Genomic DNA, 25,604 nt, shown 5'->3' on the forward strand with positions numbered 1-25,604 from the left:
TCCCACAAGATAGGGGAAAAAGCGGCCCTCCACAGGTTTTCCACAGAGTTATACAAGTTGGCCGCACGCCCGGGTATCTGTAGAACCGGGCGATCAAGGGCATGCGGGTCCGGTCTGACCGGAACCGGCATCGGGGCGTCAGGCAGCGCCCGGCCCGGACAGGCAGAGCGGGGACGGCATGAACGAGATCACGACTTTCAACGCCACGGGCGAGACCGGCGACGTCACGGAGGCGATGCCGCATTCGGTCGAGGCGGAACAGCAGCTGCTGGGCGCCATCCTGACCAACAACGACATCTACGACCGCATCGCGCAGATCATCAACGCGAAGCATTTCTACGACCCGGTCCATGCCCGCATCTTCGAGGTCGCCGCCGCCCGGATCGCGCGCAACAACCTGGCCTCTCCGGTCACGCTGAAGGCCTTCCTGGCCGATGACGAGGGCCTGAAGGAGCTCGGCGGACCGGCCTATCTGGCGAAACTTGCCGGGGCCGCGGTCTCTTCCTATGCGGCGCGCGACTACGCGCAGATGATCTATGACCTGGCGGTGCGCCGCGAGCTGATGAAGCTGGGACGCGACATTGCCGACCAGGCCAGCCGCGTCGCGGTGGAAAACGACCCCAAGGAACAGATCGTCCAGGCGGAACAGCGCCTTTACAAGCTGTCCGAACAGGGCCAGTCGGAATCGGGCTTCGTCTCGTTCCTGAAGGCCGTGACCGATGCGGTGAACGTCGCCAACGCCGCCTACCAGCGCGAGGGCGGCCTGGCCGGCGTCTCTACCGGGCTCATGGACATGGACCGCAAGCTGGGTGGCCTGCACCCGTCGGACCTTCTGATCCTCGCCGGTCGCCCCTCGATGGGGAAGACCTCGCTTGCGACCAACATCGCCTTCAACGTCGCCAAGGCCTACAAGCGCGGCATCAAGCATGACGGCACCGAGGGCGCCATCGACGGGGGCGTCGTCGGCTTCTATTCGCTGGAAATGAGCGCCGAGCAGCTGGCCGCCCGTATCCTTTCGGAAGCCGCCGAAGTGCCTTCGGAGCAGATCCGCAAGGGCGACATGACCGAGGAGGAATTCCGCCGCTTCGTCGAGGCCGCCAAGCAGCTGGAAGCCTGCCCGCTTTACATCGACGACACCCCCGCCCTGCCGATCTCGCAGCTGGCGGCGCGGGCGCGGCGGCTGAAGCGGACCCATGGCCTGGACCTGCTGATCGTCGACTACCTCCAGCTTTGCCGCGGCACTGCCGACAACCGGGTGCAGGAAATCGCCGAGATCTCCATGGGTCTGAAGGCCGTCGCCAAGGAGCTCAACATTCCCGTCATCGCCCTCTCGCAGCTGTCGCGTTCGGTGGAAAGCCGGGACGACAAGCGGCCGCAGCTGTCGGACCTGCGGGAATCGGGCTCGATCGAACAGGATGCCGACGTGGTGATGTTCGTGTTCCGCGAGGAATACTATGTCGAACGCGAAAAGCCCTCGGACGACCGGCTGGAGGAAATGGCAGCCTGGCAGCAGCGCATGGAACGGCTGCATGGCAAGGCCGAGGTGATCATCGGCAAGCAGCGTCACGGGCCGATCGGCACCGTGGAACTCTCGTTCGAGGGCCGCTTCACCCGCTTCGGCAACCTCGTGAAGCCCTGGCAGAACGACCAGCCCGACTACTGATAGGCGAGCTCTTCGCAGATGCAGCACGGCCCGCCGCCTGAAAAACAGGCAGGCGGGTCGCAGTGATTCCCCGATCTCACAGGGCAAAAGGTCGAATGTCTCGGGCGGAAATCTCGCGTTAAGGTAAAATGGCTAGTTCCTTGAGCATCTTTTGCGGTCCCGGATCGCCCGGGCCGCTGCAGCGCAGCAATGTGCTGGACAGCCCTGCCACAGCGACCGGACACTTGCCCCATGCCCCAGATCTTCCTGATCCTGCTTCTTTTGCTGCCGCTGCGGGCCGCCGCGCAGATGGCGGATTTCAGTTATGATCCCACCCGGGTCGAGGTTGATGTCGAACTGGCCCTGATGGTCGATGTCTCGCGCTCCATGACCGCCCACGAGCTGGAGATCCAGCGCCACGGCTATGCCGCCGCGCTGACCTCGGAGGATGTTCTGGGGGTGATCTCGGAGGGGCTGCTGGGACGGATCGCGGTGGCCTATGTGGAATGGGCGGGCCCGGGCAATCACCGCGTGGTGGTGGACTGGACCACCATCGGCACGCCGCAAGAAGCGCAGCGCGTCGCCGCCGTGCTGATGGACAACCGCCCCTACGGCATGCAGCGGACCTCGATCTCGGCGGCGCTGGACTATGCCGGACGCTTCATCGCCGAGAACCAGTACGAGGGGCTGCGCAAGGTCATCGACGTCTCGGGGGACGGGCCGAACAATGCCGGCGATCCGGTGACCCCGGCCCGCGACCGGGTTCTGGCCCAGGGCATCACCATCAACGGCCTGCCGCTGATGACCGACGAGGGCGTCGGCAGCCGCTGGACCGTCACCGACCTGGATGCCTATTACCGCGACTGCGTGATCGGCGGCCAGGGCGCCTTCGTGGTGGCCGTGCACGACTGGGCGGAATTCGCCAGCGCCGTGCGCCGCAAGCTGGTGATGGAGATCGCCGGGCTTGCCCCCGCGCCCGCCCCCTCTGCGCGTCCCACGGGTTTCCTCCCCGGCGACCTGCCCGCGGCCCGGATCGTTCCGGTCGCGGGCACGGCCCCCGGCGAAAGCTACGACTGCCTTGTCGGCGAAAAGACCTGGGACAATTTCCGCCGCGCCTGGGAACCCTGAGCATCCGCGGCGGCGGTGCCCCGCCCGGTCGTCAACCCTGCAACGGCGGGCCTCTGCCGGGAACGGGGTGGCACCCGGTCGCGGCCTCTCATATTGTGCTTGCACATAATTGACCCGACTCCCAAAAAGCACGCATGAGCACCGCATTCCTCTCCATCGACCTCGACGCCATCGCCGCCAACTGGCGCGCCCTTGACCAGGCCTCCTCCGACACTGTCGAGACGGCGGCCGTGGTGAAGGCCAACGCCTATGGGCTGGGTGTCGCGAGGGTCGCCACGCGACTGGCCGCCGAAGGCGCCCGCCGTTTCTTCGTCGCCGCAGCAGAGGAAGGCGTGAACCTGCGCCGTGCCCTCGGCCCCGGGCCCGAGATCAACATCCTTTCCGGTCACATGGAGGGCGACACCAAGCTGATCGCCGAAGCCCAGCTGACGCCGATGATCAACTCGGCCGACCAGCTGGTGCGGCAGCTCGAATCGCTGCCCGGCGCGCCCTTCGGCGTGCAGCTCGACACCGGGATGAACCGGCTGGGCATGGAACCGGCCGAATGGGCGGCGCTGCGCGACATCGCGCTGGCGCAGAACCCGACGCTGATCATGTCGCACCTGGCCTGCGCGGACGAGCCCGATCACCCGATGAACCCGCACCAGCTGCGCATCTTCAAGGAGATGACCGCCGGCACCGCCGTGCCGCTGTCGCTCTCGGCCACCGGTGGCATCCTGCTGGGGCCGGAATATCACTTCAACGTCACCCGCCCGGGCATCGGCCTCTACGGCGGTCGCCCCTTCGAACAGGCGGCAACCGTGGTGCGCCTCGACCTGCCGGTGATCCAGCTGCGCGAGATCGACGCCGGCGAAACCGTGGGCTACGGCAATGCCTGGACCGCAGAGCGCCCCTCGCTGATCGCGACGCTGGCGGCGGGCTATGCCGACGGCATCCACCGCGCCATTGCCCGTGACACCGTGCTCTGGGCCGGCGAATATGCCGTGCCGCTGATCGGGCGCATCTCCATGGACCTGATCACCGTCGATGTCACCGACCTGCCGGTCGAGGTCCCCTCGGCCCTGACGCTGCTGGGCGACCAGCAGGGCATCGACGTGCTGGCCGACACCGCCGGCACCATCGGATACGAGTTCCTGACCGACCTCGGGAACCGCTACAAGAGGAGCTACCTCGGCTGATGACATTGCCCCTGCGCCTCCTTGGCGGGCTTGGCCACGCCGTGCTGAGCTTTCTTGCCCTCGTGGGGCGCGTGGTCCTGTTCCTGGCCGAGACGCTCTCTCACCTCGTGCGCCCGCCCTTCTACGGGCGGGAGTTCCTGAACGCGCTGTTCCAGGTCGGCTGGCTGTCGCTGCCCGTCGTGGGCCTGACCGCCATCTTCACCGGCGGCGCGCTGACGCTGCAGATCTACGCCGGCGGCGCCCGTTTCGATGCCCAGGCCGTGGTGCCCCAGATCGTCGCCATCGGCATGGTGCGTGAACTGGGCCCGGTGCTGGTCGGGCTGATGATCGCCGCCCGCGTGACCTCCTCCATCGCCGCCGAGATCGCCACCATGAAGGTGACCGAGCAGATCGACGCGCTGGTGACGCTCTCCACCCACCCGATGAAGTACCTCACGGTGCCCCGTGTGCTGGCGGGGCTGATCACCGTGCCGCTGCTGGTGGGCCTGGGCGACATCATCGGCATCCTCGGCGGGTTCACCGTCGCGGTGAAGTCGCTGGGCTTCAACCCGGCGGTCTTCGTGCAGAACACGGTGAACTTCCTCGAACCGCTCGACATCATCTCCTCGCTGGTAAAGGGCGCCGCCTTCGGCGTGATCGCCACGCTGATGGGCTGCTATTCGGGCATGAACTCGGGCCGGGGCGCCCAGGGCGTGGGCGCCGCCACCAAATCCTCGGTCGAGGCCGCCTCCATCCTCATCCTCGCCGCCAACTTCCTGCTCACGGGGGCATTCTTCTCGGTATGATCAGGCTGGAAAAAGTCGAAAAGACCTTCGGGTCCAATGCGGTGCTGCGCGGCGTCGACCTGGAGATCGCCAAGGGCAGCTCCATGGTGATCATCGGCGGCTCCGGCACCGGCAAGTCGGTGCTGCTGAAATGCGTGCTGGGGCTGGTGCAGCAGGACGCGGGCCGGATCCTGGTCGATGGCCAGGACACCGCAAAGACCGACCGCGACGCCTTCCTGGCGCGCTTCGGGATGTTGTTCCAGGGTGCCGCCCTGTTCGACAGCCTTCCCGTCTGGCAGAACGTCGCCTTCCGCCTGCTGCGCGGGTCGCTCAAACGGCCCAAGGCCGAGGCCCGCGAGATCGCGATCGAGAAGCTGCGCCGCGTCGGGCTGAAACCCGACGTCGCCGACCGCCTGCCCGCAGAGCTTTCGGGGGGGATGCAAAAGCGCGTCGGACTGGCCCGCGCCATCGCCGCCGACCCCGAGATCATCTTCTTCGATGAGCCCACCACCGGCCTAGATCCGATCATGTCCGGCGTCATCAACGACCTGATCCGCGAGATCGTGACCGAGATGGGCGCCACCGCCATGACCATCACCCATGACATGACCTCGGTGCGCGCCATCGCCGATAACGTGGCGATGCTGCATGGCGGCAAGATCCGCTGGACCGGCCCGGTCAGCCAGCTGGACACTTCGGGCGATCCCTACGTGGCACAGTTCATCTCCGGCTCCGCCGAGGGCCCGATCGAGGCGGTCAGGTGAACGCCCCGCTGCCCATGATCTCCATGGTGCAGCTGACGGCCCTCGGATTGATCCCGCTGCTGGCGGGGCTGGCGCTCTGGCGGCGCGGCCCCCGCCCGCGCCCCGGGCTGATCGCCGCCCCGCTCTGGCTGGCGTTTTGCGCGGCGGGGCTGGCAGGCCTGCTGCCCGATCCCCTTCTGACCCCGGGACCGCGCCTTGCGGGCCTGGTGCTGTTTGCCCTGGTGATCTGGGACTGGGGCCGCAGCCTGCGCGGCCATCGCCCCGCCCCGACCGACATCGCGGTCTGCGCCCTTGGCGCCGTTCTCGCGGCCACCCAGATCACCCTCTGGTTGTCCTGAAAGCCACAGCTTTCGCATTTCGCACAAATACGAGGCTGATTCGTTCATTTTCGGATATATATTGACCTAGGGTAAGCGGAACCTGCGCAGGATGGGAACCCGGCGGTATCCTGCCCCGTTTGACCCTCAGCACGGCGGAAACACGCCGCCCCGTCCGATGAGGAGCCGTCAATGTCCAAAGTCACTGCGGACCATCCCCTCCGCGCCATCGCCACCAGCACCCTGCAACTGGCAAGCCTTGCCTTTCTTGCCCTCACCGCCGCCGCGCTTGGCACGGCCAGCCTGCTGGCCGCCTTCGGCCTGCTGCCCTGGCCCGAACTGACGCTGGGCTACGGCGGCGAAAGCTACCAGGCCGGCATGGCCGCGCAGCTGGTATTGACCGCCCTGGCCTTTGCGCTCTGCGCCTACATCCCCGCCAATGGCCGGATCCTGGCACTGGAAACCTCGCACCGACGCTTCTCGATCTCGATGCGCGACGTGCAGCGCGCCTACATGGCCGCCCATGCCGCCGACCGGGCCGGCCTGTTCCATGTCGCCGAACAATATGACGAGGTGCGCGAGCGGCTGCTCTGGCTGCGCAGCCATCCCGACCTTGGCGCCCTCGAACCCGGCATCCTCGAGGCCGCCGCGCAGATGTCGGAGGTTTCCCAAGACCTTGCCCATGTCTATTCGGACGAGGCCATGGCCCGCGCCCAGGCCTTCCTGGCCGAGCGCCAGCAGGAACTGAGCAGCTTCGAACAGCGCCTGGCCGAGGCCAAGCGCCGCACGGAGGACCTGCGCCGCTACACCGAGGCGGTCGAGATGGACGAAAGCGTCGCCCGCGCCCAGATCAGACGCCTGCGCGACGAACTGGCCGAGATCCTGCCCGAACTGGCAGAACGCGGTCTGGTGACCTCGGTCGATCCGCGCCTGCACCGGGCCAGCGCGAACCGGGTGCCGGCCGAATAGGCTTTCATCTTTCCGCAAATATGGCGGGGGAGTCGCGCAGCGACGGGGGCAGAGCCCCCCGCCCCCCTGCGGCTTGGGCGGACGGCGCAATTCCTTTGACGGCCCTCCTCCGCTCGGGCACAACGCCGGCCATGGCCAAGCCCGTCACCTCCTTCTCCTGCGCCGAATGCGGCGCCTCCTTCACCAAGTGGTCCGGGCGCTGCGACGCCTGCGGCGCCTGGAATTCCATTACCGAGGACGTCCCCCTGTCCACCGGCCCTGCCGGCAAGGGCCTGGGCGCCGCGCGCGGGCGCAAGGTCGCTCTCACGGATCTCTCCTCCAAGGAAACCCCGCCGCCGCGCACCTCCTGCGGCCTCGACGAACTCGACCGGGTCTTGGGCGGCGGTCTGGTGCCGGCCTCGGCGATCCTGGTCGGCGGCGATCCCGGCATCGGCAAGTCGACCCTGCTGCTGCAGGCCGCCGCCGCCTTCGCCAACCGCGGGCTGAAGACCTTCTATATCTCCGGCGAAGAGGCCTCGGCGCAGGTGCGAATGCGCGCCGGGCGGCTGGGGCTGGAAAACGCGCCGGTGAAACTGGGCGCAGATACCGCGCTGCGCGATATCCTCACCACCCTGGACGAGGAACGCCCCGACCTGGTGATCATCGACTCGATCCAGACCATGTGGTCGGACACGGTCGACAGCGCCCCGGGCTCGGTCTCCCAGGTGCGTGCCGCCGCCCATGAGCTGACCACCTTCGCCAAGCGGCGCGGCGCGGCCGTGATCCTGGTGGGCCACGTCACGAAAGAAGGCCAGATCGCCGGCCCCCGCGTGGTCGAACACATGGTCGACACCGTGCTCTATTTCGAGGGCGAGCGCGGCCACCAGTTCCGCATCCTGCGCGCGGTCAAGAACCGCTTCGGCCCCGCAGATGAGATCGGCGTCTTCGAAATGACCGGTGGCGGCCTGGCCGAGGTCTCCAACCCCTCCGCCCTCTTCCTGTCGGAGCGCGGCCAGCCCAGCCCCGGCTCCGTGGTCTTTGCCGGCATCGAAGGCACCCGCCCCGTGCTGGTCGAGATCCAGGCCCTCGTCGCCCCCTCGCCGCTGTCGCAGCCGCGCCGCTCGACCGTGGGCTGGGACGGCGGGCGGCTCGCCATGATCATGGCCGTGCTGGAGGCGCGCTGCGGCATTCCCTTCGCCGGGCTTGATGTCTACCTGAACGTGGCCGGTGGCATGAAGGTCAGCGAACCCGCGGCGGACCTTGCGGTGGCGGCGGCTTTGCTTTCCGCCCGCGAGGACACCGCACTGCCCGCCGAATGCGTGGTCTTCGGAGAGATTTCGCTCTCCGGGGCGCTGCGGCCCGTGGGGCAGACGGAAAACAGGTTGAAAGAGGCGGCGAAACTTGGTTTCTCGTCGGCGATCGCTCCGGCGGGCGGCAAGCCCGGCGCCGGAGCTGGGCTGAAGCTGACCCGCATGGCGGATCTGACAAGCTTCGTAGGCGAAATTTTCGGCGCCGGTTAAGAGCGCAGCAGGACGGAGCAAGGCAGGCATGGAAGGCTTTACCATCATCGACGCGATCGTGGCGGCGGTCATTTTCCTCTCGGCGATCCTGGCGTATTCGCGCGGTTTCCTGCGCGAGGTGCTGGCCATCGTCGGCTGGGTGGCCGCAGCCATCGTGGCCTTCGCCTTCGCGCCCGAGGTGGTTCCGCTGGTCAAGGAGATCCCGGTTCTGGGCGATTTCCTGTCCGACAGCTGTGAACTTTCCGTGATCGCCTCCTTCGGGATCCTGTTCGCCGTGGTGCTGGCCATCGTGTCGCTTTTCGTGCCGCTGTTCTCTTCCGCCGTGCAGCGCTCGGTGGTGGGCGGCCTCGACCAGGCGGCGGGCTTCGTCTTCGGCATCGCCCGCGGCATCCTGCTGGTGGCCATCGGTTTCTTCGTCTACAACACCGTGCTGCCCGCCCAGGACATCGCGCTGGTGGAACAGTCGCGCTCTGCCGTGGTCTTCGCCAACCTGACGCAGAAGATCCAGGCCGAGAACCCCGAGCGAGCGCTTGGCTGGGTCACCTCGCAGTACGAAACCCTGACCGGCTATTGCAGCGCCCCCGCTGGCACCCCGTCCTGAGCACGCGCCCCCTTGAACAGCGGCGCCGGATCGTCCATCTAGCGCCCAAGGGTTACCGAAAATCGAGAAAGACGCGCACCGCAGCAGCTGCGGCCGGCGCGTCTCGTCATTGGATGTGATCCTTTCGTGACACTTGCCGCGGAGGCGCGTATGAGAAGCGCGTCGGAAATGACCGGATTCGGAGCAACGCCCTTGCCCAGCCAGCACCCAGACCAGCAGCCCCAGCAACCAAGTCAGGCCCAGCACGACATGAAGAAAGCCGCGATCGCCGCCTCTCTCGAGGACGCCCCGCGCTTCCTCGCGCATCCCTTCGACGATGACAAACTGAAGGAGGAATGCGGCATCTTCGGCGTGCTCGGCGTCGCCGATGCGTCGAACTTCGTCGCCCTTGGCCTGCACGCGCTGCAGCACCGGGGCCAGGAGGCGGGCGGGATCGTCTGCCACCATCCCGAACATGGCTTCAACTCGGCCCGCCGCTTCGGCTATGTCCGCGACAACTTCACCTCGCAGGACATCATGCAGACGCTGCCGGGCCCGATTGCCATCGGCCACGTGCGCTATTCCACCGCCGGCAAGAAGGCCGCGGTGATCCGCGACGTGCAGCCCTTCTTCGGCGAATTCTCGATGGGCGGCGCGGCCATCGCGCATAACGGCAACATCACCAACGCCGAGGCCCTGCGCAAGGAACTGATCGAGCGCGGCTCGATCTTCCAGTCCTCCTCGGACAGCGAATGCATCATTCACCTGATGGCCCGTTCGCTGCAAAAGGGCATCGCCGACCGCCTGGAAGACGCGCTGCGCCGCGTCGAGGGCGCCTTCTCGGTCATCGCCATGACGCGCTCCAAGCTGATCGGCGTGCGCGACCCGCTGGGCGTGCGTCCGCTGGTGCTGGGCAAGGTGGCCGACGGCTGGGTGCTGAGTTCGGAGACCTGCGCGCTCGACATCATCGGCGCCGAGTTCGTCCGCGAGATCCAGCCGGGCGAGATGGTGGTGATTTCCGACAAGGGCGTGGAAAGCAGCTTCCCGTTCCGTCCGCAGCCCTCGAAGTTCTGCATCTTCGAACATGTCTACTTCTCGCGTCCCGACAGCATCATCGGTGGCCGGTCCGTCTATGAAAGCCGCCGTCAGATCGGCGTGGAACTGGCGCGCGAAGCCCCGGTGGATGCGGATCTGGTCTGCCCGGTGCCCGACAGCGGCACTCCAGCGGCCATCGGCTTCAGCCAGGAAAGCGGCATTCCCTTCGCGCTCGGCATCACCCGCAACCAGTACATGGGCCGGACCTTCATCGAGCCGACCGAGCAGATCCGCAACATGGGCGTGCGTCTGAAGCTGAACGTGAACCGCGCCCTGATCCGCGGCAAGCGCGTCATCCTGGTCGACGACTCGGTCGTGCGCGGCACCACCTCGCGCAAGATCAAGGAGATGATCCTGGATGCCGGCGCCGCCGAGGTGCACTTCCGCATCGCCTCCCCGCCGACCGCCTGGCCCTGCTTCTACGGCGTCGACACGCCGCAGCGCGAAAAGCTGCTGGCGGCCACGATGTCCGAGGACGAGATGCGCGACTACCTTCAGGTCGACAGCCTCAAGTTCATCTCGCTCGACGGGCTCTATCGCGCCGTGGGCGAGGCGACGGGCCGTTCGAACAGCTGCCCGCAATATTGCGATGCCTGCTTCTCGGGCGAATATCCGGTTGCGCCCAGCGACATGATCGAGAAGGGCTTCCAGCTGAAGGCGGCGGAATAAGCCTGCCGACACCGCCGAAAACCTTGACACGCCAGCCCCTTCGGGCTGGCGTTCGCATGTCCGCCGTGGAAGGGAGGCCCCATGAACCTGTTGCAGCTTGACGCCCGCTGGCGCCGTTTCACCGATCCCGATTTCCGCAGCCCGATCGACGGGCGCGGCTTCTCGGGGCTATACGACCTGGGCTTCGAGGCCCCCGACGACTGGCCCCATGCCACGCCCGAGGGCGACGCGGTGGTCGAGGTCGGCCAGCATCGCCTGGCCTCGGAGCTGTGCCGCATCGGAGAGCACCGCTACCTGCGCTGCGTGATCCCGCTGGCGCTGCGCGGCGCCGGCGACGAGGTGTTCTGGTTCGCCCCCTGGGCCGAGGTCGCCAGTGCCGATTTCTACGCCTTCCTCGACAGTCTCGACAGCGGGGCGCCCTTCGCCGGCTGCACGGCGCGGCTGGCCAACGCCCTGCCCGGCTTCGGCGACGCCCTGGAGGGCCGCTTGCTGGGCGGCGAGGACGGCGAGCGCCCCCGTTTCCAGCCTGATGGCGGCCCGCTGGCCGAAGCCGTGGCCGAGGGGCTGTCCTTCGACACCCTGCTCGACATCTACGCCGCTGCCGGCGACGACATCCGCCCGCATCTGGGCCGCTGAGGCCTGCGCAACCTCTTGCCGAGGCCCCCTCACGTCCGCGTGCGGGGGCTTTCGCCTGCGCCGGTTCCGTGGCACCCCGCGCCCTCCACAACCGCCAGGAGATCGCCTTGCCCAGCCCGACCACGCCCACCCCCGCCATCGTCGCGCAGCAGGCCACCCAGGCCGATGCGCTGCCGCTGAACGGCATGACGCTGCTCGGCACCCGGGTCAACAACAGCGGGGCCTCTGCGCTGGTGCGTGACGGGCGCGGCGGGGTCTCTCGCGTGACCCCCGGCGACAAGCTGGATGGCTATGTGGTTGCGGCCATCGGCAACGGGCAGATCCACCTGGCCCGGGGCAGCGAGGCGCAGGTCCTCGCGATTGCCGGGTCCTGAGGCTGGCCCCGGACGCGCCACGGCCCCATGGTGGGATCATGCGCGCGTCTTCCCATGATCCCAACCTCGCAGGCTGTCCCGCCGATCACCGCGAGGTGCTTCAGGTGCTGCGCCTCCCCGGGGTTCGAGGTCCGGGGCGGCCATGTCGTTGCCGGCTATGCCTCCGGAACGGGGCATCTGTCGCTCTCTCCCTTCTCGCTTGCCGTCATCCCCGATGATCCCGGACGGGCTGGAGGGCCGCGCCTTCCGATGGCGCATTGCATCCGACCAGATCGTGCCGGACGCGATCCTGAACCGCGTGCTGGAACCCCGCCTGGGTCAGTCGCGCGCGCTCTGCCCGCCGCCGCAGGCGCACCCGGCCCCTGCGGCAACGCGACCACCTGCCGGGCCGGAGCGACGCTTGACCGGTGCCTGAAAAGGCCGCAAGACGCTGGACATGAGCGAGAATGACCTGTCCTCCCGTCCCGTCGCGCTGATCACCGGCGCCTCCCGTGGCCTTGGTGCCGCGCTGGCGTTGGAACTGGCGCAAAGCTTCCATGTGGTTGCCGTCGCCCGCACCGTCGGCGCGCTTGAGGAACTGGACGACCGGCTGCGCGCCGCCGGTGGCAGCGCCACCCTGGCCCCCATGGACGTCACAATCCCCGAGGCGATGGCGCAGCTCTGCCGCTCGATCCACGACCGCTGGGGCGGGCTGGCGCTCTGGGCGCATACGGCGGTGCATGTGGCCCCGCTGACCCCGGCCGCCCATGTGGATGCCAAGGACTGGGCCAAGTCGATTGCCACCAACGTGACCGCCATGGGCCATCTTGTGCCCTATGTCGCACCGCTGCTGGGCCGCGAGGGCCGCGCCCTGTTCTTTGCCGATGACGACATGAGCGGGGCCAAGTTCGCCTCCTCCTACGGGGCCACCAAGGCCGCGCAGATCGCCATGGCGCGCTCCTGGGCTGCCGAGACGGTGCGCACCGGCCCCCATGTCCATGTCCTGAGCCCCCGCCCCATGCCCACCGCCACCCGCGCCCGCTTCTACCCCGGCGAAGACCGCGCCGCCCTGACCCCGGTGCAGGACGAGGCCCGCCGCCTGCTCTCCGGGCTGGTCTGAGGCCACCTGCCGCAGCGGCAGGCCAGCGGCCCGGGCGGGTGTCTTGCCCCGCCCCTCCGCCTCCCCTATGCATGGGGCCGGACAGTTTCGAGGGGGCCCGACATGCGCATTCTGATCACCAACGACGACGGCATCAACGCGCCGGGCCTGGCCACGCTGGAAGCCATCGCGGCCGAGGTCGCCGGCCCCGAAGGCGAAGTCTGGGTGGTTGCCCCCGCCTTCGAACAGTCGGGCGTCGCGCATTGCATCTCCTATACCCATCCCACGATGATCTCCCAGATGGGCGAGCGCCGCTTCGCCGCCGAGGGGTCTCCGGCGGATTGCGTGCTGGCCGGGGTGCATGACGTGCTGGAGGGCCAGCAGATCGACCTGGTGCTTTCCGGGGTGAACCGGGGCAACAACTCGGGCGAGAATGCCGTCTATTCGGGCACCCTTGGCGGAGCCATGGAAGGCGCGCTGCAGGGCCTGCCGGCGATTGCGCTGTCGCAGTATTTCGGCGCCGGCAACCGCGACCTCGACGATCCGTTCGAAGCCGCCGCCGCGCATGGTGCCGCCCTGGTACGAGAGATCCTCGCGCTGCACCGTCCCGCCGGAGAGAAGGACTACAACACCTTCTACAACGTGAACTTTCCCGCCTGCCCGGCGGATCAGGTCAAGGGCCGCAAGGTCACGCCGCAGGGGCTGCGCACCGATTTCAGCTTTGCCGTTTCGCCGCAGGTCGCCCCCTCGGGGCGGCGCTTCCTGTGGGCGCGCAGCGGCAACCAGCAATCCGCCGCCCTGCCCGGATCGGACGTGGAGGCGAACCTCTCGGGCTACATCTCGGTGACGCCGATGCGGGCGGACCTGACCGCCCATGACCTTCTGGACGGGCTGAAAGGCCTCGAATGAACCCCGATTGCGGCGCGGGACGATCTGGCCCCTTCCCTAGCGGCACGGATTGCGCAATCCTCTGCCCGACGCCCTCCGCTGCCGCCTCCCGAACGTTTCCCGGATCCGCCCGAGCCTGATGCACAGCCATGATGTGACCCTCGCCGAACGCAAGATGCAGTTCCTGTTCGCCCTGCGCAGTGCCGGGGTGACCGACACCCGTGTCCTGGAGGCGATGGAGAAGGTCGACCGGGGCGCCTTCATCAAGGGGCTGTTCTCTGAGCGCGCCTACGAGGATACGCCGCTGCCGATCGCCTGCGGCCAGACCATCTCCCAGCCCTCCATCGTCGGGCTGATGACCCAGGCGCTGGAGGTGCAGCCGCGCGACAAGGTGCTGGAGATCGGCACCGGATCGGGCTACCAGGCCGCCGTGCTGAGCCACCTGGCGCGCCGGGTCTACACCATGGACCGCCACCGCGAACTGGTGCGCGAGGCCAAGGTGGTGCTGGATGCCGAGGGTCTGTCGAACGTGACGACCTTTGCCGCCGACGGCTCTTTCGGATTGCCGGAACAGGCGCCCTTTGATCGCATTCTCGTGACCGCCGCGGCGGAGGACCCTCCGGGGCCGCTCTTGGCGCAGCTCAAGACCGGCGGTATCATGGTGCTGCCTGTCGGACAGTCCGATACCGTCCAGCACCTGATCCGGGTGCGCAAGACCGAGACCGGACTGGATTACGACGAACTCTGCCCCGTGCGCTTCGTGCCGTTGCTCGAAGGCATGGGACGGGACAGCTGAAAGCCCGGCGCCAGACCGGGAGGGGGAGGCGGATGCCGCCCCCCCGTGAGCGGATGAGGATCTAACCGATGACCGAGACGACGAGCCCGCGCCCTGCGGCCCCCGCCCTGCCTGCGGTGCGCATCACGCGCCTGCTGCTGGGTGCCAGCCTGCTGGGCCTGATGGCCGCCTGCACCAATTTCGACAGCGACCTGCGGGGCGGCTTCGGCCAGTTCTCGACCGCCGATGCCGCCCGCGCGGTGACGGCGACGCGCCCGCAGCCCGACAACCGCGGCATCATCTCCTATCCGAACTACCAGGTCGCGGTGGCCCGGCGCGGCGATACCGTGGCCAGCGTCGCCCAGCGGATCGGCATGAATGCCCAGACCCTGGCCGGCTACAACGGCCTTCAGCCCGGCGACCAGCTGCGCGACGGAGAGATCCTGTCGCTGCCCTCGCGGGTGGCGGAACCCTCCATGGCGACCGGGGCCGCGGGCGTCGGACCGATCATCTCTCCGGATGATTCGAGCCTGACCACCATGGCCGGGGACGCGATCAACCGCGCCGCCGACAACGAGGTCTCGGTCACCACCCTGCCGCCGGCCACCCCCGACAAGGAGCCCGTGCAGGTCGGCCACGAGCCGATCCGCCACAAGGTCCAGCGCGGCGAAACCGCCTATTCCATCGCGCGCCTCTACGGCGTCTCGGTGCGCTCTCTGGCGGACTGGAACAGCCTGGACAGCAACTTCACCATCCGCGAGGGCCAGTACCTGCTGATCCCGCTGGTCAACCAGCAGGGCGGCAGTGCCGCCCCGGTCGCCACGGCCGCCGCCAGCACCACGCTGCCCGGCCAGCCCTCGCCGACGCCGCTGCCGCCCTCGGCCTCCAAGCCGCTGCCGGCCGACAATCCCGAGGCGATCACCGCGCCGCCCAGCAAGACCGAGCAGCAGGCCGCCAAGGCGGCCACCCCGGACCTGTCGAAGGAACAGGCGCCCTCGGGGGCGCTGATGGGCTACCCGGTGCGCGGCAGCATCGTGCGCACCTACCAGAAGGGCAAGAGCGACGGCATCGACCTGTCGGCCGAACCCGGCGCGCCGGTGAAGGCCGCCGCCGCCGGCACCGTGGCCGCGATCCTGCAGGACACCGACAACCAGAGCGTCATCGTGCTGAAGCACGAGGGCACGCTGCTGACGCTCTATTCCAACGTCAGCAACATCGTGGTGGCCAAGGGCGACACGGTCGAGCGCGGCCAGCAGCTGGCGCAGGTGCCCACGGGCGCCAATGCCTTCCTGCATTTCGAAGTCCGCAAGGGGCTCGAGACCGTCGATCCGATGCAGTACCTGTCGCAGTGAAGCCGGGTCGGGAGGGGGCGCTGCCCCCTCTTGCGCCTGCGGCGCAATTCACCCCCGGGATATTTCCGGCCAGATGATGAAGAGCCGCCCCAGAGGCGAAAGAGCCATTGAAAAAGCGCCCCGCGGGGCGCTTTTTCGGTCCGGATCAGCCCAGGGAGACGCCGTGGCGACCCGCCAGATCGGTGAAGAACTGCCAGGCGACGCGGCCAGAGCGGGCGCCCCGGGTGGCCTGCCATTCCAGCGCCTCGGCGCGCAGGGTGTCGGGGTCGACGCTGAGACCATGGGCGGCGCAGTAGCCGTCGATCATCGCGAGATACTCGTCCTGGCCACAGGGATGGAAGCCGAGCCAGAGGCCGAAACGGTCGGAGAGCGAGACCTTCTCCTCCACCGCCTCGGCGGGGTTGATGGCCGATGAACGCTCGTTCTCGATCATGTCGCGGGGCATCAGGTGGCGCCGGTTCGAGGTGGCGTAGAACAGCACGTTGTCGGGCCGCCCGGCGATGCCGCCGTCGAGCACGGCCTTCAGCGACTTGTAGTGCTGGTCGTCATGGCTGAACGAAAGGTCATCGCAGAACAGCAGGAAACGGTGCGTGCTGGCGCCCAGCAGCTGCATGAGGCGGGCCACGGTGGGCAGGTCCTCGCGCTGGAGCTCGACGATCTTCAGGGGCAGGCCCTGGCGCAGCACCTCGGCATGGATCGCCTTCACCAGGGAAGACTTGCCCATGCCGCGCGCGCCCCACAGGAGCGCATTGTTGGCACCATGACCGCGGGCGAACTGAAGCGTGTTCGCCAGCAGCGTGTCGCGGGAGCGGTCCACCCCGACCAGCAGGCCGATATCGACGCGGCTGACCTTCGTCACGGGGGTCAGCCGCTCGGGGGCGGTCTGCCAGATGAAGGCCTGCGCGCTGTCGAAATCGGGGGCCTCAAGCGGCGCCGGGGCCATGCGCTCCAGCGCGGCGGCGATGCGGGTCAGCTCTTCGGACATCTTACTCGGTCTTTGCGGGCGGTGTCGGTTCCTCGTCCTCGTCGTCATAATAGCCTTCGGCGCGCAGCTGCGCCTCGCGCTTGCGATCGACACGGCGCACCAGCCAGATCGAGACCTCGTAGAGGCCGTAGACCACGACGAAGAGGATCACCTGGCTGATCACGTCCGGCGGCGTCACCACGGCGGCCAGCACCAGGATGGCGACGACGGCGTATTTGCGCACCGCGCCCAGCCCCTCGGCCGTCACCAGCCCCGCCTTGCCCATCAGCGTCAGCAGCACCGGCAGCTGGAAGCAGAGGCCGAAGGCGACGATGAACTTGATGGTCAGCGACAGGTAGGCCTGGGCCGAGCCCTGGAAGGCGATCGAGGCCGCCTTGTGGTTGATATCCACGTCGCCGGTCAGCGTGCCCGGCTGCTGGAAGCCCAGGAAGAAGTCGAAGGCCATCGGGGTGATGACGTAATAGGCGAAGGCCGCGCCCAGGATGAACATGAACGGCGAGGCGATCATGAAGGGCAGGAAGGCGTTCTTTTCCGACTTGTAGAGCCCCGGCGCCACGAACCGCCACATCTGGTAGGAGATGTAGGGGAAGGACAGCACCAGCCCGCCCAGCATCGAGATCGAGACGGCGACGAAGAAGCCTTCCTGAAGCTTGATCAGGATCAGGCCGCAATCCTCGCCCATGGCGCTACGCGCGGTGCAGAGCGGCTCGGTCAGGAAGTTGAAGATCGGGTTCCAGACCGTGAAGCACAGCAGCATGCCGACCATGAAGGCGGCAATGCAGTGGATGAGCCGCGTGCGCAGCTCTGCCAGGTGTTCGATCAGGGGCGCGGAGCTGTCTTCCAGCTCGTCCGTCTCGTCGGTCATTCTCAGTTCTTCCTGCTGGGCAGACGGCTGGAACGGGCGGCGCGGCCCTTGGCGGCGGGCTTGGCGGCCCGGCCTCCGGAGGCGCGCTGCGCGGCGGTCTGGTGCAGCCCGGCCTGGGGCTGCGGTGCCGGCTGCGGCGCAGGGGCGGCGGGCGTGGCGGCAGCCTTCGGCGGCAGCTTCACATCCGGCACGGCCAGCGCGCTTTCGACCTCATCGGCGGCCTGCTCGGCGTCCTTTGCTGCCTCGGCCTCAAGGCGGTTGGTCGCGGCCTGGGCGGTCGCTTCCTGGATTTTCTTCGCCGTCTCCGTGCGCTCGGCGGTCATCGCGGCGCTGGAGGTCGACGTCGAGGACGGCGCGGGCGTCATCGGCCGGGTGACGGAATCCGCAGCTTCCTTGACCTTGTCGAGCCCGAATTTCTTCGGGTTCGCCATGCCTTTCAGCATCTGGTTGGTCTCTTTCATGCCCGACTGGTCAGCCGCGTCCTCCATCGCGCGGGTAAACTCCCGCGCCATGCCGCGTGCCTTGCCGACGAACTGCCCGACCGTGCGGAACAGGTTCGGCAATTCCTTGGGCCCGACCACGATCAGAGCCACGATCCCGATCAACAGGATCTCCGTCCACCCCATACCGAACATGGGTTATCAGACCTTGTCCTTGGTCTCTTCCGGGCTGACGTCGCGCGCCTTCGAGACCTTCTCTTCCTCGATCTCTTTCTCAGAGTCGTTCACGCCCTTCTTGAAGGCGGTGATGCCCTTGCCGACCTCGCCCATCAGGTTCGAGATCTTGCCGCGTCCGAACAGGACGAGGACCACGACAGCGATCAGAAGAAGGCCCATGGGACCGATATTGTTCAGCATAGCAGCTCTCCCCTGCAACGGTGGGCCTGTTCCCGGAACCCACATCTTCAAGTCACTGCGTATCTAAAGGCTCCCTGCCCTGCCGAAAAGGACCAAAGCACCGCGCACCCGAATTTTTGATCGCCCCGCAGGGCCAAACCCCCTTGACCGGGGCTTTGCACCGACCCGGCCGTCGGGCTATGGACCGCTCAGTCGGGCCAGGGTCTCGTCCTGCCAGGCGCGGATCGCGGCTGAGATCTGGGCGTGGAATTCCGCCCGGTTCTGAAGCTCTTCGAGCTTGAGAAGCAGGTAATCGGTGCCAACGGCGACACCGGCACCGAAGGCCATGCCGACCGCGCCGCCGATCACCGTGCCCAGCCCCGGGACCACGCTGCCCGCCGCCGCGCCGGCAGCGCCCCCCGCCGCCGCGCCACCGAAGGCCGAGGCGGTTTTCGAGGAGGCGACTTTCACCAGCGCTTTTGCCGCAATTTTAAGCACACCCTTGGCGACCAGCTTCTTGACCACCACCCCGGCCACCAGACCAGCCGCCGCACCACTGCCCCCGCGCAGCGCGATGCGGCCCGAAAGCCCGGCCTCCATCTGCCGCGCCACTGCCGCCAGATCGAGGCAGGGCGCCTGTGCGCAGCTTTGCAGCACGTCGATCCGGGCGCCCTCGGGCGGGCTCAGCCGGCGGTCCGAGAGGATGGCGGCATAGGCCGCATCGCGGGCCGCCCGGCCTTCTGAGAGACGCGCCTGAAGATCCGCCTGCTCCAGCAGCCGCTCCAGCGGGGCGGTCGGATCGCCCCGGCCCAGGGCCTCGCTCAGCTGGCGGCCCAGGCGGCTTTCCAGCTGGCCGGTCAGCATCAACCCCAGCCGCGTGTAATCGGCGGGCAGGCTGTAATAATGATCCAGGAAGGGATCGACATTGGCCTCCATCCCGGCGGCGGCTGTGCGCACCGCCTGCTGCAGGGCGGAACGGCTGTCGGCCTCAAGCCGGTCGAGGTCGCGCTGCGCCACGTCCTGAAGCGCCGCGATGGTACCGGGGCGGTAATCCTGCGCGCCGATCCGTTCCACCTGCATCACCAGAAGCTGCAGGGTGCGCGCGGCCTCGGGCACCGGGCGATGGGTGGGCGGCAGCAGCGCCAGCCGGGCATCGGAGGCGGCCATCAGCGGCAGCCACAGGAACCCGAGCAGGATCGTCAGCACCGCCGAGAGCAACGCGACCTCGGCCGGGCCTGCGCGGGGCGGATCGCTGAGCACGCTGCGGCGCAGGGCACGCCGCGCCAGATCGCGGGGCAGTGCCGCCCAGCAGGCCATGCCGGAGGCCAGCGCCGCCACCGCCCCGCCCCCCAGCCCATAGGCCAGCACAAGACCCAGCAGGCGATTGCCGGTCACCGCCTCGCTGCGGAAGAACAGGTAGCCGCGGATGTTCTCCATCAGCCGGGCGGCGGCAAGAAGTTGCTCCAGCAGGGCGCTTTGCGGCGCCTGTCCGGGCGCCAGCCCCGCCAGCCCGGCCAGCCCGGCCAGCCCCGCCGCCGTCACCGGGGCCGGGGCGTCAATCCCGGCCAGGGAGAGCAGCAGCGGCAGCAGGACCAGCACGAGGACCGTGCCCGCCCCCGCCCAGCGGATCGTCAGGGCAGCCCGGAAGGGCTCGGCCAGGTGCGGGGCCGCCCAGCGCGACAGGCCCGCGCGCAGCAGAACGAAGATCGGGAAGGCCGAAAGGAACAGCGCCAGATCAGGGGGACCCGCCAGCATCAGCTGCGGCAGCGCCAGCCCCACCACGATCATCGCAAGGGCCAGCGCCAGAACCACCCGCCAGGTGATCCCGGCCAGAACCCCGGCCAGCGCGCTGTCGCGACTGAGCCGGGACAGCCGGTGCGCCCGCTGCACGGCGATCAGCGCCGCCCCCACCCGGGCCAGCGGCAGCGACAGCACCGGCACCGCCAGAACCAGCCCCCAGACCGGCAGGTGCGGCAGCACCAGAAGCACCAGTGCCAGAAGCGACACCAGCGCCAGCGCGCGCAGCAGGAAGGGCAGCAAGGGCATGGTCTTGTCCGGCTCAGGGGGCTTCTCAGGGGGCTTGGCCCGACACTAGCCTGTCTCGGCGGCCCCGAACATGGGGCGGCCCTGGCACGGGCGATCCTGTGCCGGCCCTCAGGCCGGGAAGACGAAGCAGCGGTCGCGCCGGATCGTCAGCCAGAGCGGCTTGCCCGGGCGCGGCAGGAAGACATTCGGCACCGTGGCCTTCAGGATCGAGCCATCGTGGTCCATGCGGAACTCCACCAGGCTCTCGTTGCCCATGAAGCGCGCGCGCTGGACGATGCCGCGCGCCGGCGTGCCCCGCGCGGCAGTGGGCAGCGGACCGGTGCCGCCCCGATCAAAGTCGATCGACAGGTGCTGGGGGCGGATCACGATCTCGACCTCCGCACCATCGGGCAGGCCGGGGGCCAGGAACTGGCCGAAGGGCGTTTCCGTCAGCGCCCCCTGCACGCGCCCCCGGATCACGTTGATGTCGCTGAAGAAGGCCACGGCCTCTCGGTCCACGGGGGCGTTGTAGATATTGTAGGGCGCGCCCTGCTGGACGATGCGGCCGCCCCGCATCAGCGCGATCTCGTCTGCCATGCGCATCGCTTCCTCGGGCTCGTGGGTGACCAGCAGCACCGCCGTCCCCTCCTCCTTCAGCAGGTCGAGCGTCTGGTCGCGGATGCCGTCGCGCAGCCGGTTGTCGAGCCCCGAGAACGGTTCGTCCATCAGCATGACGCGGGGCTTGGGCGCCAGGGCGCGGGCCAGCGCCACGCGCTGCTGCTCGCCGCCCGAAAGCCCGTGGGGATAGTCGTCGATGTAGCGGATCAGGTCGACACGGGTCAGCAGTTCCTCGACGCGGGCACGCTTTTCGGCGCGCGAACCTGTCAGGCCGAAGGCCACGTTCTCGGCCACGCTCAGGTGCGGGAACAGGGCGAAATCCTGGAACATCAGCCCGATCCGGCGCTTTTCGGCGGGCAGGTGGCGGCCCGGGCCGCTGATCCGCTCGCCGTCCACAAGGATCTCTCCGGCATCCTGGTGCTCCACCCCGGCGACCATGCGCAGCGTGGTGGACTTGCCGCAGCCCGAGGGGCCCAGCAGGCAGCAGACCTCTCCGGCCCGGATCGTCAGCGACACGCCCGAGACGACCTCCCGGCCCTCGTAGCTGCGGTGCAGGGCGCGCAGGTCGAGGCGCGGCGGGGTCTGGATCTGCGGCATCGGCTTTCCGGCAAGGATGGGGTCCGCCGGGGTGTAGCAGCGCGCCCCGGCCCGCGCAACCGCAGGCAGAGCCGCCGAAACGGCCCTGCCGCGAAGGGCTTAGAAGGTGCTGTTGAAGGCGCCGCCATCCAGTAGCACGTTCTGCCCGATCATGAAGGCCGCATGTTCCGAGCACATGAAGGCGCAGGTCTTGCCGAAACCCTCGGCGGTGCCGTAGCTGCGCGCCGGAATGGTCGCGGCGCGAGCCGCGCGGGCCTCCTCCAGGGTGATGCCCTGCTGGTTTGCAACCCCGGTATCAAGCGACAGCGCCCGGTCGGTGTCGTGGATGCCCGGCAGCAGGTTGTTGATCACCACCCCATGAGGGGCCACCTGGCGCGCGGTCCCCGCGACATAACCGGTCAGCCCGGCACGGGCCGAATTCGACAGGCCAAGCACGCCGATCGGCGATTTCACCGATTGCGATGTGATGTTGACCACCCGGCCCCAGCCCTGCGCGATCATCCCCGGCAGCTGCGCCTTCATCAGCGCGATCGGGGTCAGCATGTTGGAATCGAGCGCCTTGAGGAAATCCTCGCGCTCCCAGTCGGACCACATGCCCGGCGGCGGACCGCCCGCGTTGGTCACCAGGATGTCGACCTGGCCTGCGGCCTCCAGCACCCGGGCACGGCCCTCCTCGCTGACGATATCGGCGGCGATCGCCGTGACCTCGACGCCGTAGGTGGCGCGGATCGCCGCGGCGGTGGCCTCCAGCGCCTCGGCGCCACGGGCGTTCAGCACCAGGTTGACGCCCGCCTCGGCCAGCGCCTCGGCACAGCCCTTGCCCAGCCCCTTCGAAGAGGCCGTCACCAGCGCCCGCCGGCCCTTGATTCCCAGGTCCATGGATCACTCCTTCCCTTGTCCTGCCGGAGGCCCGCGCCCCGTAACGCCGGTTTAACCGGCCCGGGTGCACAGTGCTCCTCCTGTCCGACGCGAAGAGACCACCCCGAGGGAAGATGCACAAGGGCACAGACAAGGGCACAGACATCGGCAAAGACATGGCCATGGGCCCGGGTCCGACCGCGGCGCCGCCGGCGACCGCCGTCGCCGTGCTGCCCGCCCCGGCGCTCGAGGTCGTCCATGGCGTCAACGAGGGGGACATCCTGTCCTTCGCGGCCGAGCTTGTGCCCGACGACATCTATCACCGGGCCGAAGGCGTGCGCCCGCTGCGGCTGATGGTGCGGGCAGAGGCGTCGGGCCTGCTGCGGCTGGCCGAGGGATCGGACCGGGGCCGGCCCGGGGCGCGGCTGCTGCTGGACAGCCTGCTGACCTTCATGACCCCCGATGCCGCCATGGCAGAGGTGCTGGTGCTGGTCGAGCTTGATCCGCTCGGCAATGTCGCGGATCTCCATGCCCTGCCGCTGGGCGACCTGCCGCCGGACACCGACCTGCGGCTGGTGGGGATCGACACAGAGACGGCGGCACGGCGCTTTGCCCAGCTCGGCTGCGTCTCCTTCGCCCGGGGCACCCGGATCACCCTGGCCTCCGGGGCTCAGCGCCCGATCGAGGCGCTGCGCCCGGGCGACCGGGTCCTGACCCGCGATACCGGGCCGCAGGCGGTGCGCTGGATCGGCCACAGCCTGCACCGCGCCACCGGGGCCATGGCCCCGGTGCTGATCCGGGCCGGTGTCCTGGCCAATGCCGGCGACCTGCTGCTCTCCCCCGACCACCGGCTGTTCTTCTACCAGCGCGAGGACCGCCTGGGCGTCGGTCGCCGGGCGCTGCTGGTCCGCGCCCGCCACCTGGTCGACGGCGAGCGGGTGATCCGGGCCGAGGGCGGCTACGTGGAATATTACCAGCTGCTCTTCGACCGCCACCAGATCATCTACGCAGAGGGGATCGCGGCGGAATCGCTGCTGCTCGACCACCGCAACCGCGCCGCCCTGCCCAAGGGGCTGGCCGATCTGCCCGGTCATGATCCCACTCTGCCGCCCCCCTACGAACTCAAGCGCGAGGACCTGAAACGCCCGGGCGCACTGGACCTGCTCGCCCGCCCCTGACCCGCGTCCGACCCGATCATCCTCCTGCCCCCCTCAGCGCGGCCTTCAGCCGAATGAAATGCATATTTTCGGAAAGATGAAACTGGCCGCCCGCCCCTGTCACTTTCTTGTTCCAAATACCTCGGGGGAGCAGGTCGCAGACCTGCGGGGGCAGAGCCCCCAGCCACGCCCGTTCCCGGGCCGCCTCCGATCCGGCGCCAGACCCCGGGGGGCCCTTCTGCACACGGTTCCCCCGCCTGCAAAGCCTGTTCTGCAAGGCCATCCTCCGCCCGCCGAGGCTTGCCCTTTTCCCAAGGGGTGCTATACGCCGCGACATGCTCGACACCGCCTCCAACCGCCCCGCCCTGCCCCCCGAGATCGCCCGCCGGCGTACCTTCGCGATCATCTCGCACCCGGATGCGGGCAAGACGACGCTGACCGAAAAATTCCTCCTTTACGGGGGCGCCATCCAGATGGCCGGACAGGTGCGCGCCAAGGGCGAGGCGCGGCGCACGCGCTCGGACTTCATGCAGATGGAAAAGGACCGCGGCATCTCGGTCTCGGCCTCGGCGATGAGCTTCGATTTCGGCAAGTTCCGCTTCAACCTGGTCGACACCCCCGGCCACTCGGACTTTTCCGAGGACACCTATCGCACGCTGACGGCGGTGGATGCGGCGATCATGGTGATCGACGGGGCGAAGGGCGTGGAAAGCCAGACCCAGAAGCTGTTCGAGGTCTGCCGCCTGCGCGATCTGCCGATCCTGACCTTCTGTAACAAGATGGACCGCGAGAGCCGCGACACCTTCGAGATCATCGACGAGATCCAGGAGAACCTGGCGATCGACGTGACGCCGGCCTCCTGGCCGATCGGCGTCGGCAGGGATTTCCTGGGCTGCTACGACATGCTGCACGACCGGCTGGAACTGATGGACCGCGCCGACCGCAACAAGGTCGCGGAATCGATCAAGCTGAACGGCCTCGACGATCCGAAGATGGCCGACCACATCCCCGCCGACCAGCTTGCCAAGCTGCGCGAGGAGGTCGAGATGGCCCGAGAGCTGTTGCCGGCCTTCGACCAGCAGGCGCTGCTGGAGGGCACCATGACGCCGATCTGGTTCGGCTCCGCCATCAACAGCTTCGGCGTCAAGGAGCTGATGGACGGCATCGGCGAATTCGGTCCCGAGCCCCAGCCCCAGCAGGCCGATCCGCGCCAGATCGCGCCCGAGGAAACCAGGGTCGCGGGCTTCGTCTTCAAGGTGCAGGCCAACATGGACCCCAAGCACCGCGACCGGGTGGCCTTCGTGCGCCTTGCCTCGGGGCATTTCAAGCGCGGCATGAAGCTGACCCATGTGCGCACGAAAAAACCGATGGCGATCTCCAACCCCGTGCTGTTCCTGGCCTCGGACCGGGAACTGGCCGAGGAGGCCTGGGCCGGCGACATCATCGGCATTCCGAACCACGGCCAGCTGCGCATCGGCGACACGCTGACCGAGGGCGAAATGCTGCGCGCCAAGGGCATCCCGAGCTTTGCCCCCGAACTGCTGCAAGGCGTGCGTGCGGGCGATCCGATGAAGGCCAAGCACCTGGAAAAGGCGCTGATGCAATTCGCCGAGGAAGGCGCGGCCAAGGTCTTCAAGCCCTCCATCGGCTCGGGCTTCATCGTCGGCGTCGTCGGTGCCCTGCAGTTCGAGGTGCTGGGCAGCCGGATCGAGCTGGAATACGGCCTGCCGGTGCGTTTCGAGGCCTCGCAGTTCACCTCGGCCCGCTGGGTCCATGGCCCCAAGGCGGCGGTCGAGAAGCTGGTGAACGCCAACAAGCAGCATATCGGCTACGACCATGACGGCGACATCGTCTACCTGACGCGCCTGCAATGGGACATCGACCGGGTGGTGCGCGACTATCCGGAGGTCAAGCTGACGGCGACCAAGGAAATGATGACCTGATCGAAGCGCGGC

General features: G+C 68.5%; 25 protein-coding genes. 18 read left to right on the top strand and 7 right to left on the bottom strand.

Going from position 1 to position 25,604, the window contains the following annotated elements; translation table 11 throughout:
* Positions 1-178 precede the first annotated feature (178 nt).
* The 16 genes from KM176_RS01325 (at position 179) to KM176_RS01400 (ending at position 15,708) form a co-directional block, all read left to right on the top strand.
* Positions 179-1,663 carry a replicative DNA helicase gene (locus tag KM176_RS01325; protein ID WP_160891927.1) on the top strand — a complete coding sequence of 495 codons (1,485 nt, stop codon included), beginning with the start codon at positions 179-181 and terminating at the stop codon, positions 1,661-1,663.
* A gap of 231 nt (positions 1,664-1,894) precedes the next feature.
* Positions 1,895-2,770, top strand: a complete 876-nt coding sequence (locus tag KM176_RS01330) for a DUF1194 domain-containing protein (protein WP_160891929.1) — start codon at positions 1,895-1,897, stop codon at positions 2,768-2,770.
* 134 nt (positions 2,771-2,904) lie between these two features.
* Positions 2,905-3,948, top strand: a complete 1,044-nt coding sequence (gene alr / locus KM176_RS01335; RefSeq protein WP_160891931.1) for an alanine racemase — start codon at positions 2,905-2,907, stop codon at positions 3,946-3,948.
* Positions 3,948-4,733, top strand: coding sequence for an MlaE family ABC transporter permease (locus KM176_RS01340; RefSeq protein WP_160891933.1), 786 nt, complete (start codon positions 3,948-3,950; stop codon positions 4,731-4,733). The genes alr and KM176_RS01340 overlap by 1 nt, the downstream gene beginning before the upstream one ends.
* Positions 4,730-5,476 carry an ABC transporter ATP-binding protein gene (locus KM176_RS01345; protein WP_160891935.1) on the top strand — a complete coding sequence of 249 codons (747 nt, stop codon included), beginning with the start codon at positions 4,730-4,732 and terminating at the stop codon, positions 5,474-5,476. Before KM176_RS01340 ends, KM176_RS01345 begins: the two co-directional genes overlap by 4 nt.
* The gene (locus tag KM176_RS01350) at positions 5,473-5,814 is read left to right on the top strand and encodes a hypothetical protein (protein WP_160891937.1); all 342 of its coding nucleotides are present in this window, start codon (positions 5,473-5,475) and stop codon (positions 5,812-5,814) included. The genes KM176_RS01345 and KM176_RS01350 overlap by 4 nt, the downstream gene beginning before the upstream one ends.
* A 171-nt stretch (positions 5,815-5,985) precedes the next feature.
* Complete coding sequence (locus tag KM176_RS01355; RefSeq protein WP_160891939.1) at positions 5,986-6,762, top strand: DNA repair protein; 777 nt, start codon at positions 5,986-5,988, stop codon at positions 6,760-6,762.
* Between the two features lie 131 nt (positions 6,763-6,893).
* Complete coding sequence (radA, locus tag KM176_RS01360; protein ID WP_160891941.1) at positions 6,894-8,261, top strand: DNA repair protein RadA; 1,368 nt, start codon at positions 6,894-6,896, stop codon at positions 8,259-8,261.
* 28 nt (positions 8,262-8,289) lie between these two features.
* Entirely contained in the window at positions 8,290-8,862 is a 573-nt protein-coding gene (locus tag KM176_RS01365; protein WP_160891943.1) for a CvpA family protein, read from the top strand.
* Positions 8,863-9,111: 249 nt separating this feature from the next.
* Positions 9,112-10,605 carry an amidophosphoribosyltransferase gene (purF, locus tag KM176_RS01370; protein WP_160892529.1) on the top strand — a complete coding sequence of 498 codons (1,494 nt, stop codon included), beginning with the start codon at positions 9,112-9,114 and terminating at the stop codon, positions 10,603-10,605.
* A gap of 81 nt (positions 10,606-10,686) precedes the next feature.
* Complete coding sequence (locus KM176_RS01375) at positions 10,687-11,241, top strand: DUF2199 domain-containing protein (RefSeq protein WP_160891945.1); 555 nt, start codon at positions 10,687-10,689, stop codon at positions 11,239-11,241.
* A 107-nt stretch (positions 11,242-11,348) separates the two neighbouring features.
* On the top strand, positions 11,349-11,615 hold the full coding sequence (locus KM176_RS01380) for a pilus assembly protein PilP (RefSeq protein WP_160891948.1): 267 nt from the start codon (positions 11,349-11,351) through the stop codon (positions 11,613-11,615).
* Positions 11,616-12,051: 436 nt separating this feature from the next.
* On the top strand, positions 12,052-12,714 hold the full coding sequence (locus KM176_RS01385) for an SDR family NAD(P)-dependent oxidoreductase (RefSeq protein WP_160891950.1): 663 nt from the start codon (positions 12,052-12,054) through the stop codon (positions 12,712-12,714).
* Between the two features lie 102 nt (positions 12,715-12,816).
* A complete protein-coding gene (surE, locus tag KM176_RS01390; protein ID WP_160891952.1) occupies positions 12,817-13,602 on the top strand; it encodes a 5'/3'-nucleotidase SurE in 786 nt (261 codons plus the stop codon).
* A 118-nt stretch (positions 13,603-13,720) separates the two neighbouring features.
* Entirely contained in the window at positions 13,721-14,377 is a 657-nt protein-coding gene (locus KM176_RS01395) for a protein-L-isoaspartate(D-aspartate) O-methyltransferase (RefSeq protein WP_160891954.1), read from the top strand.
* 68 nt (positions 14,378-14,445) lie between these two features.
* Complete coding sequence (locus KM176_RS01400) at positions 14,446-15,708, top strand: LysM peptidoglycan-binding domain-containing protein (RefSeq protein ID WP_160891956.1); 1,263 nt, start codon at positions 14,446-14,448, stop codon at positions 15,706-15,708.
* Positions 15,709-15,853: 145 nt separating this feature from the next.
* Here KM176_RS01400 and KM176_RS01405 read toward each other — a convergent pair whose 3' ends face one another.
* From KM176_RS01405 to KM176_RS01435, 7 genes are all read right to left on the bottom strand, one after another.
* Entirely contained in the window at positions 15,854-16,693 is an 840-nt protein-coding gene (locus KM176_RS01405; RefSeq protein WP_160891958.1) for an ATP-binding protein, read from the bottom strand.
* Position 16,694: 1 nt separating this feature from the next.
* The gene (tatC, locus tag KM176_RS01410; protein ID WP_160891960.1) at positions 16,695-17,558 is read right to left on the bottom strand and encodes a twin-arginine translocase subunit TatC; all 864 of its coding nucleotides are present in this window, start codon (positions 17,556-17,558) and stop codon (positions 16,695-16,697) included.
* A gap of 2 nt (positions 17,559-17,560) precedes the next feature.
* Positions 17,561-18,193 carry a Sec-independent protein translocase protein TatB gene (tatB, locus tag KM176_RS01415; protein WP_160891962.1) on the bottom strand — a complete coding sequence of 211 codons (633 nt, stop codon included), beginning with the start codon at positions 18,191-18,193 and terminating at the stop codon, positions 17,561-17,563.
* 6 nt (positions 18,194-18,199) lie between these two features.
* Positions 18,200-18,415, bottom strand: a complete 216-nt coding sequence (gene tatA / locus KM176_RS01420) for a twin-arginine translocase TatA/TatE family subunit (protein WP_160891964.1) — start codon at positions 18,413-18,415, stop codon at positions 18,200-18,202.
* A 177-nt stretch (positions 18,416-18,592) separates the two neighbouring features.
* On the bottom strand, positions 18,593-20,440 hold the full coding sequence (locus KM176_RS01425; RefSeq protein WP_160891966.1) for a hypothetical protein: 1,848 nt from the start codon (positions 20,438-20,440) through the stop codon (positions 18,593-18,595).
* A gap of 108 nt (positions 20,441-20,548) precedes the next feature.
* On the bottom strand, positions 20,549-21,634 hold the full coding sequence (locus KM176_RS01430) for an ABC transporter ATP-binding protein (RefSeq protein ID WP_160891968.1): 1,086 nt from the start codon (positions 21,632-21,634) through the stop codon (positions 20,549-20,551).
* Between the two features lie 99 nt (positions 21,635-21,733).
* Positions 21,734-22,513, bottom strand: coding sequence for an SDR family oxidoreductase (locus KM176_RS01435; RefSeq protein WP_160891970.1), 780 nt, complete (start codon positions 22,511-22,513; stop codon positions 21,734-21,736).
* Positions 22,514-22,626: 113 nt separating this feature from the next.
* On the opposite strand from KM176_RS01435, the gene KM176_RS01440 reads away from it, so the two are divergent.
* Complete coding sequence (locus KM176_RS01440) at positions 22,627-23,670, top strand: Hint domain-containing protein (protein WP_236045125.1); 1,044 nt, start codon at positions 22,627-22,629, stop codon at positions 23,668-23,670.
* Positions 23,671-23,984: 314 nt separating this feature from the next.
* Positions 23,985-25,592: a peptide chain release factor 3 gene (locus tag KM176_RS01445; RefSeq protein ID WP_160891972.1), complete on the top strand. Its 1,608-nt coding sequence runs from the start codon at positions 23,985-23,987 to the stop codon at positions 25,590-25,592.
* The last annotated feature ends 12 nt before the right edge of the window (positions 25,593-25,604 follow it).

It is taken from the genome of Pseudooceanicola endophyticus (assembly GCF_018760365.1).
Classification (GTDB): domain Bacteria; phylum Pseudomonadota; class Alphaproteobacteria; order Rhodobacterales; family Rhodobacteraceae; genus Pseudooceanicola; species Pseudooceanicola endophyticus.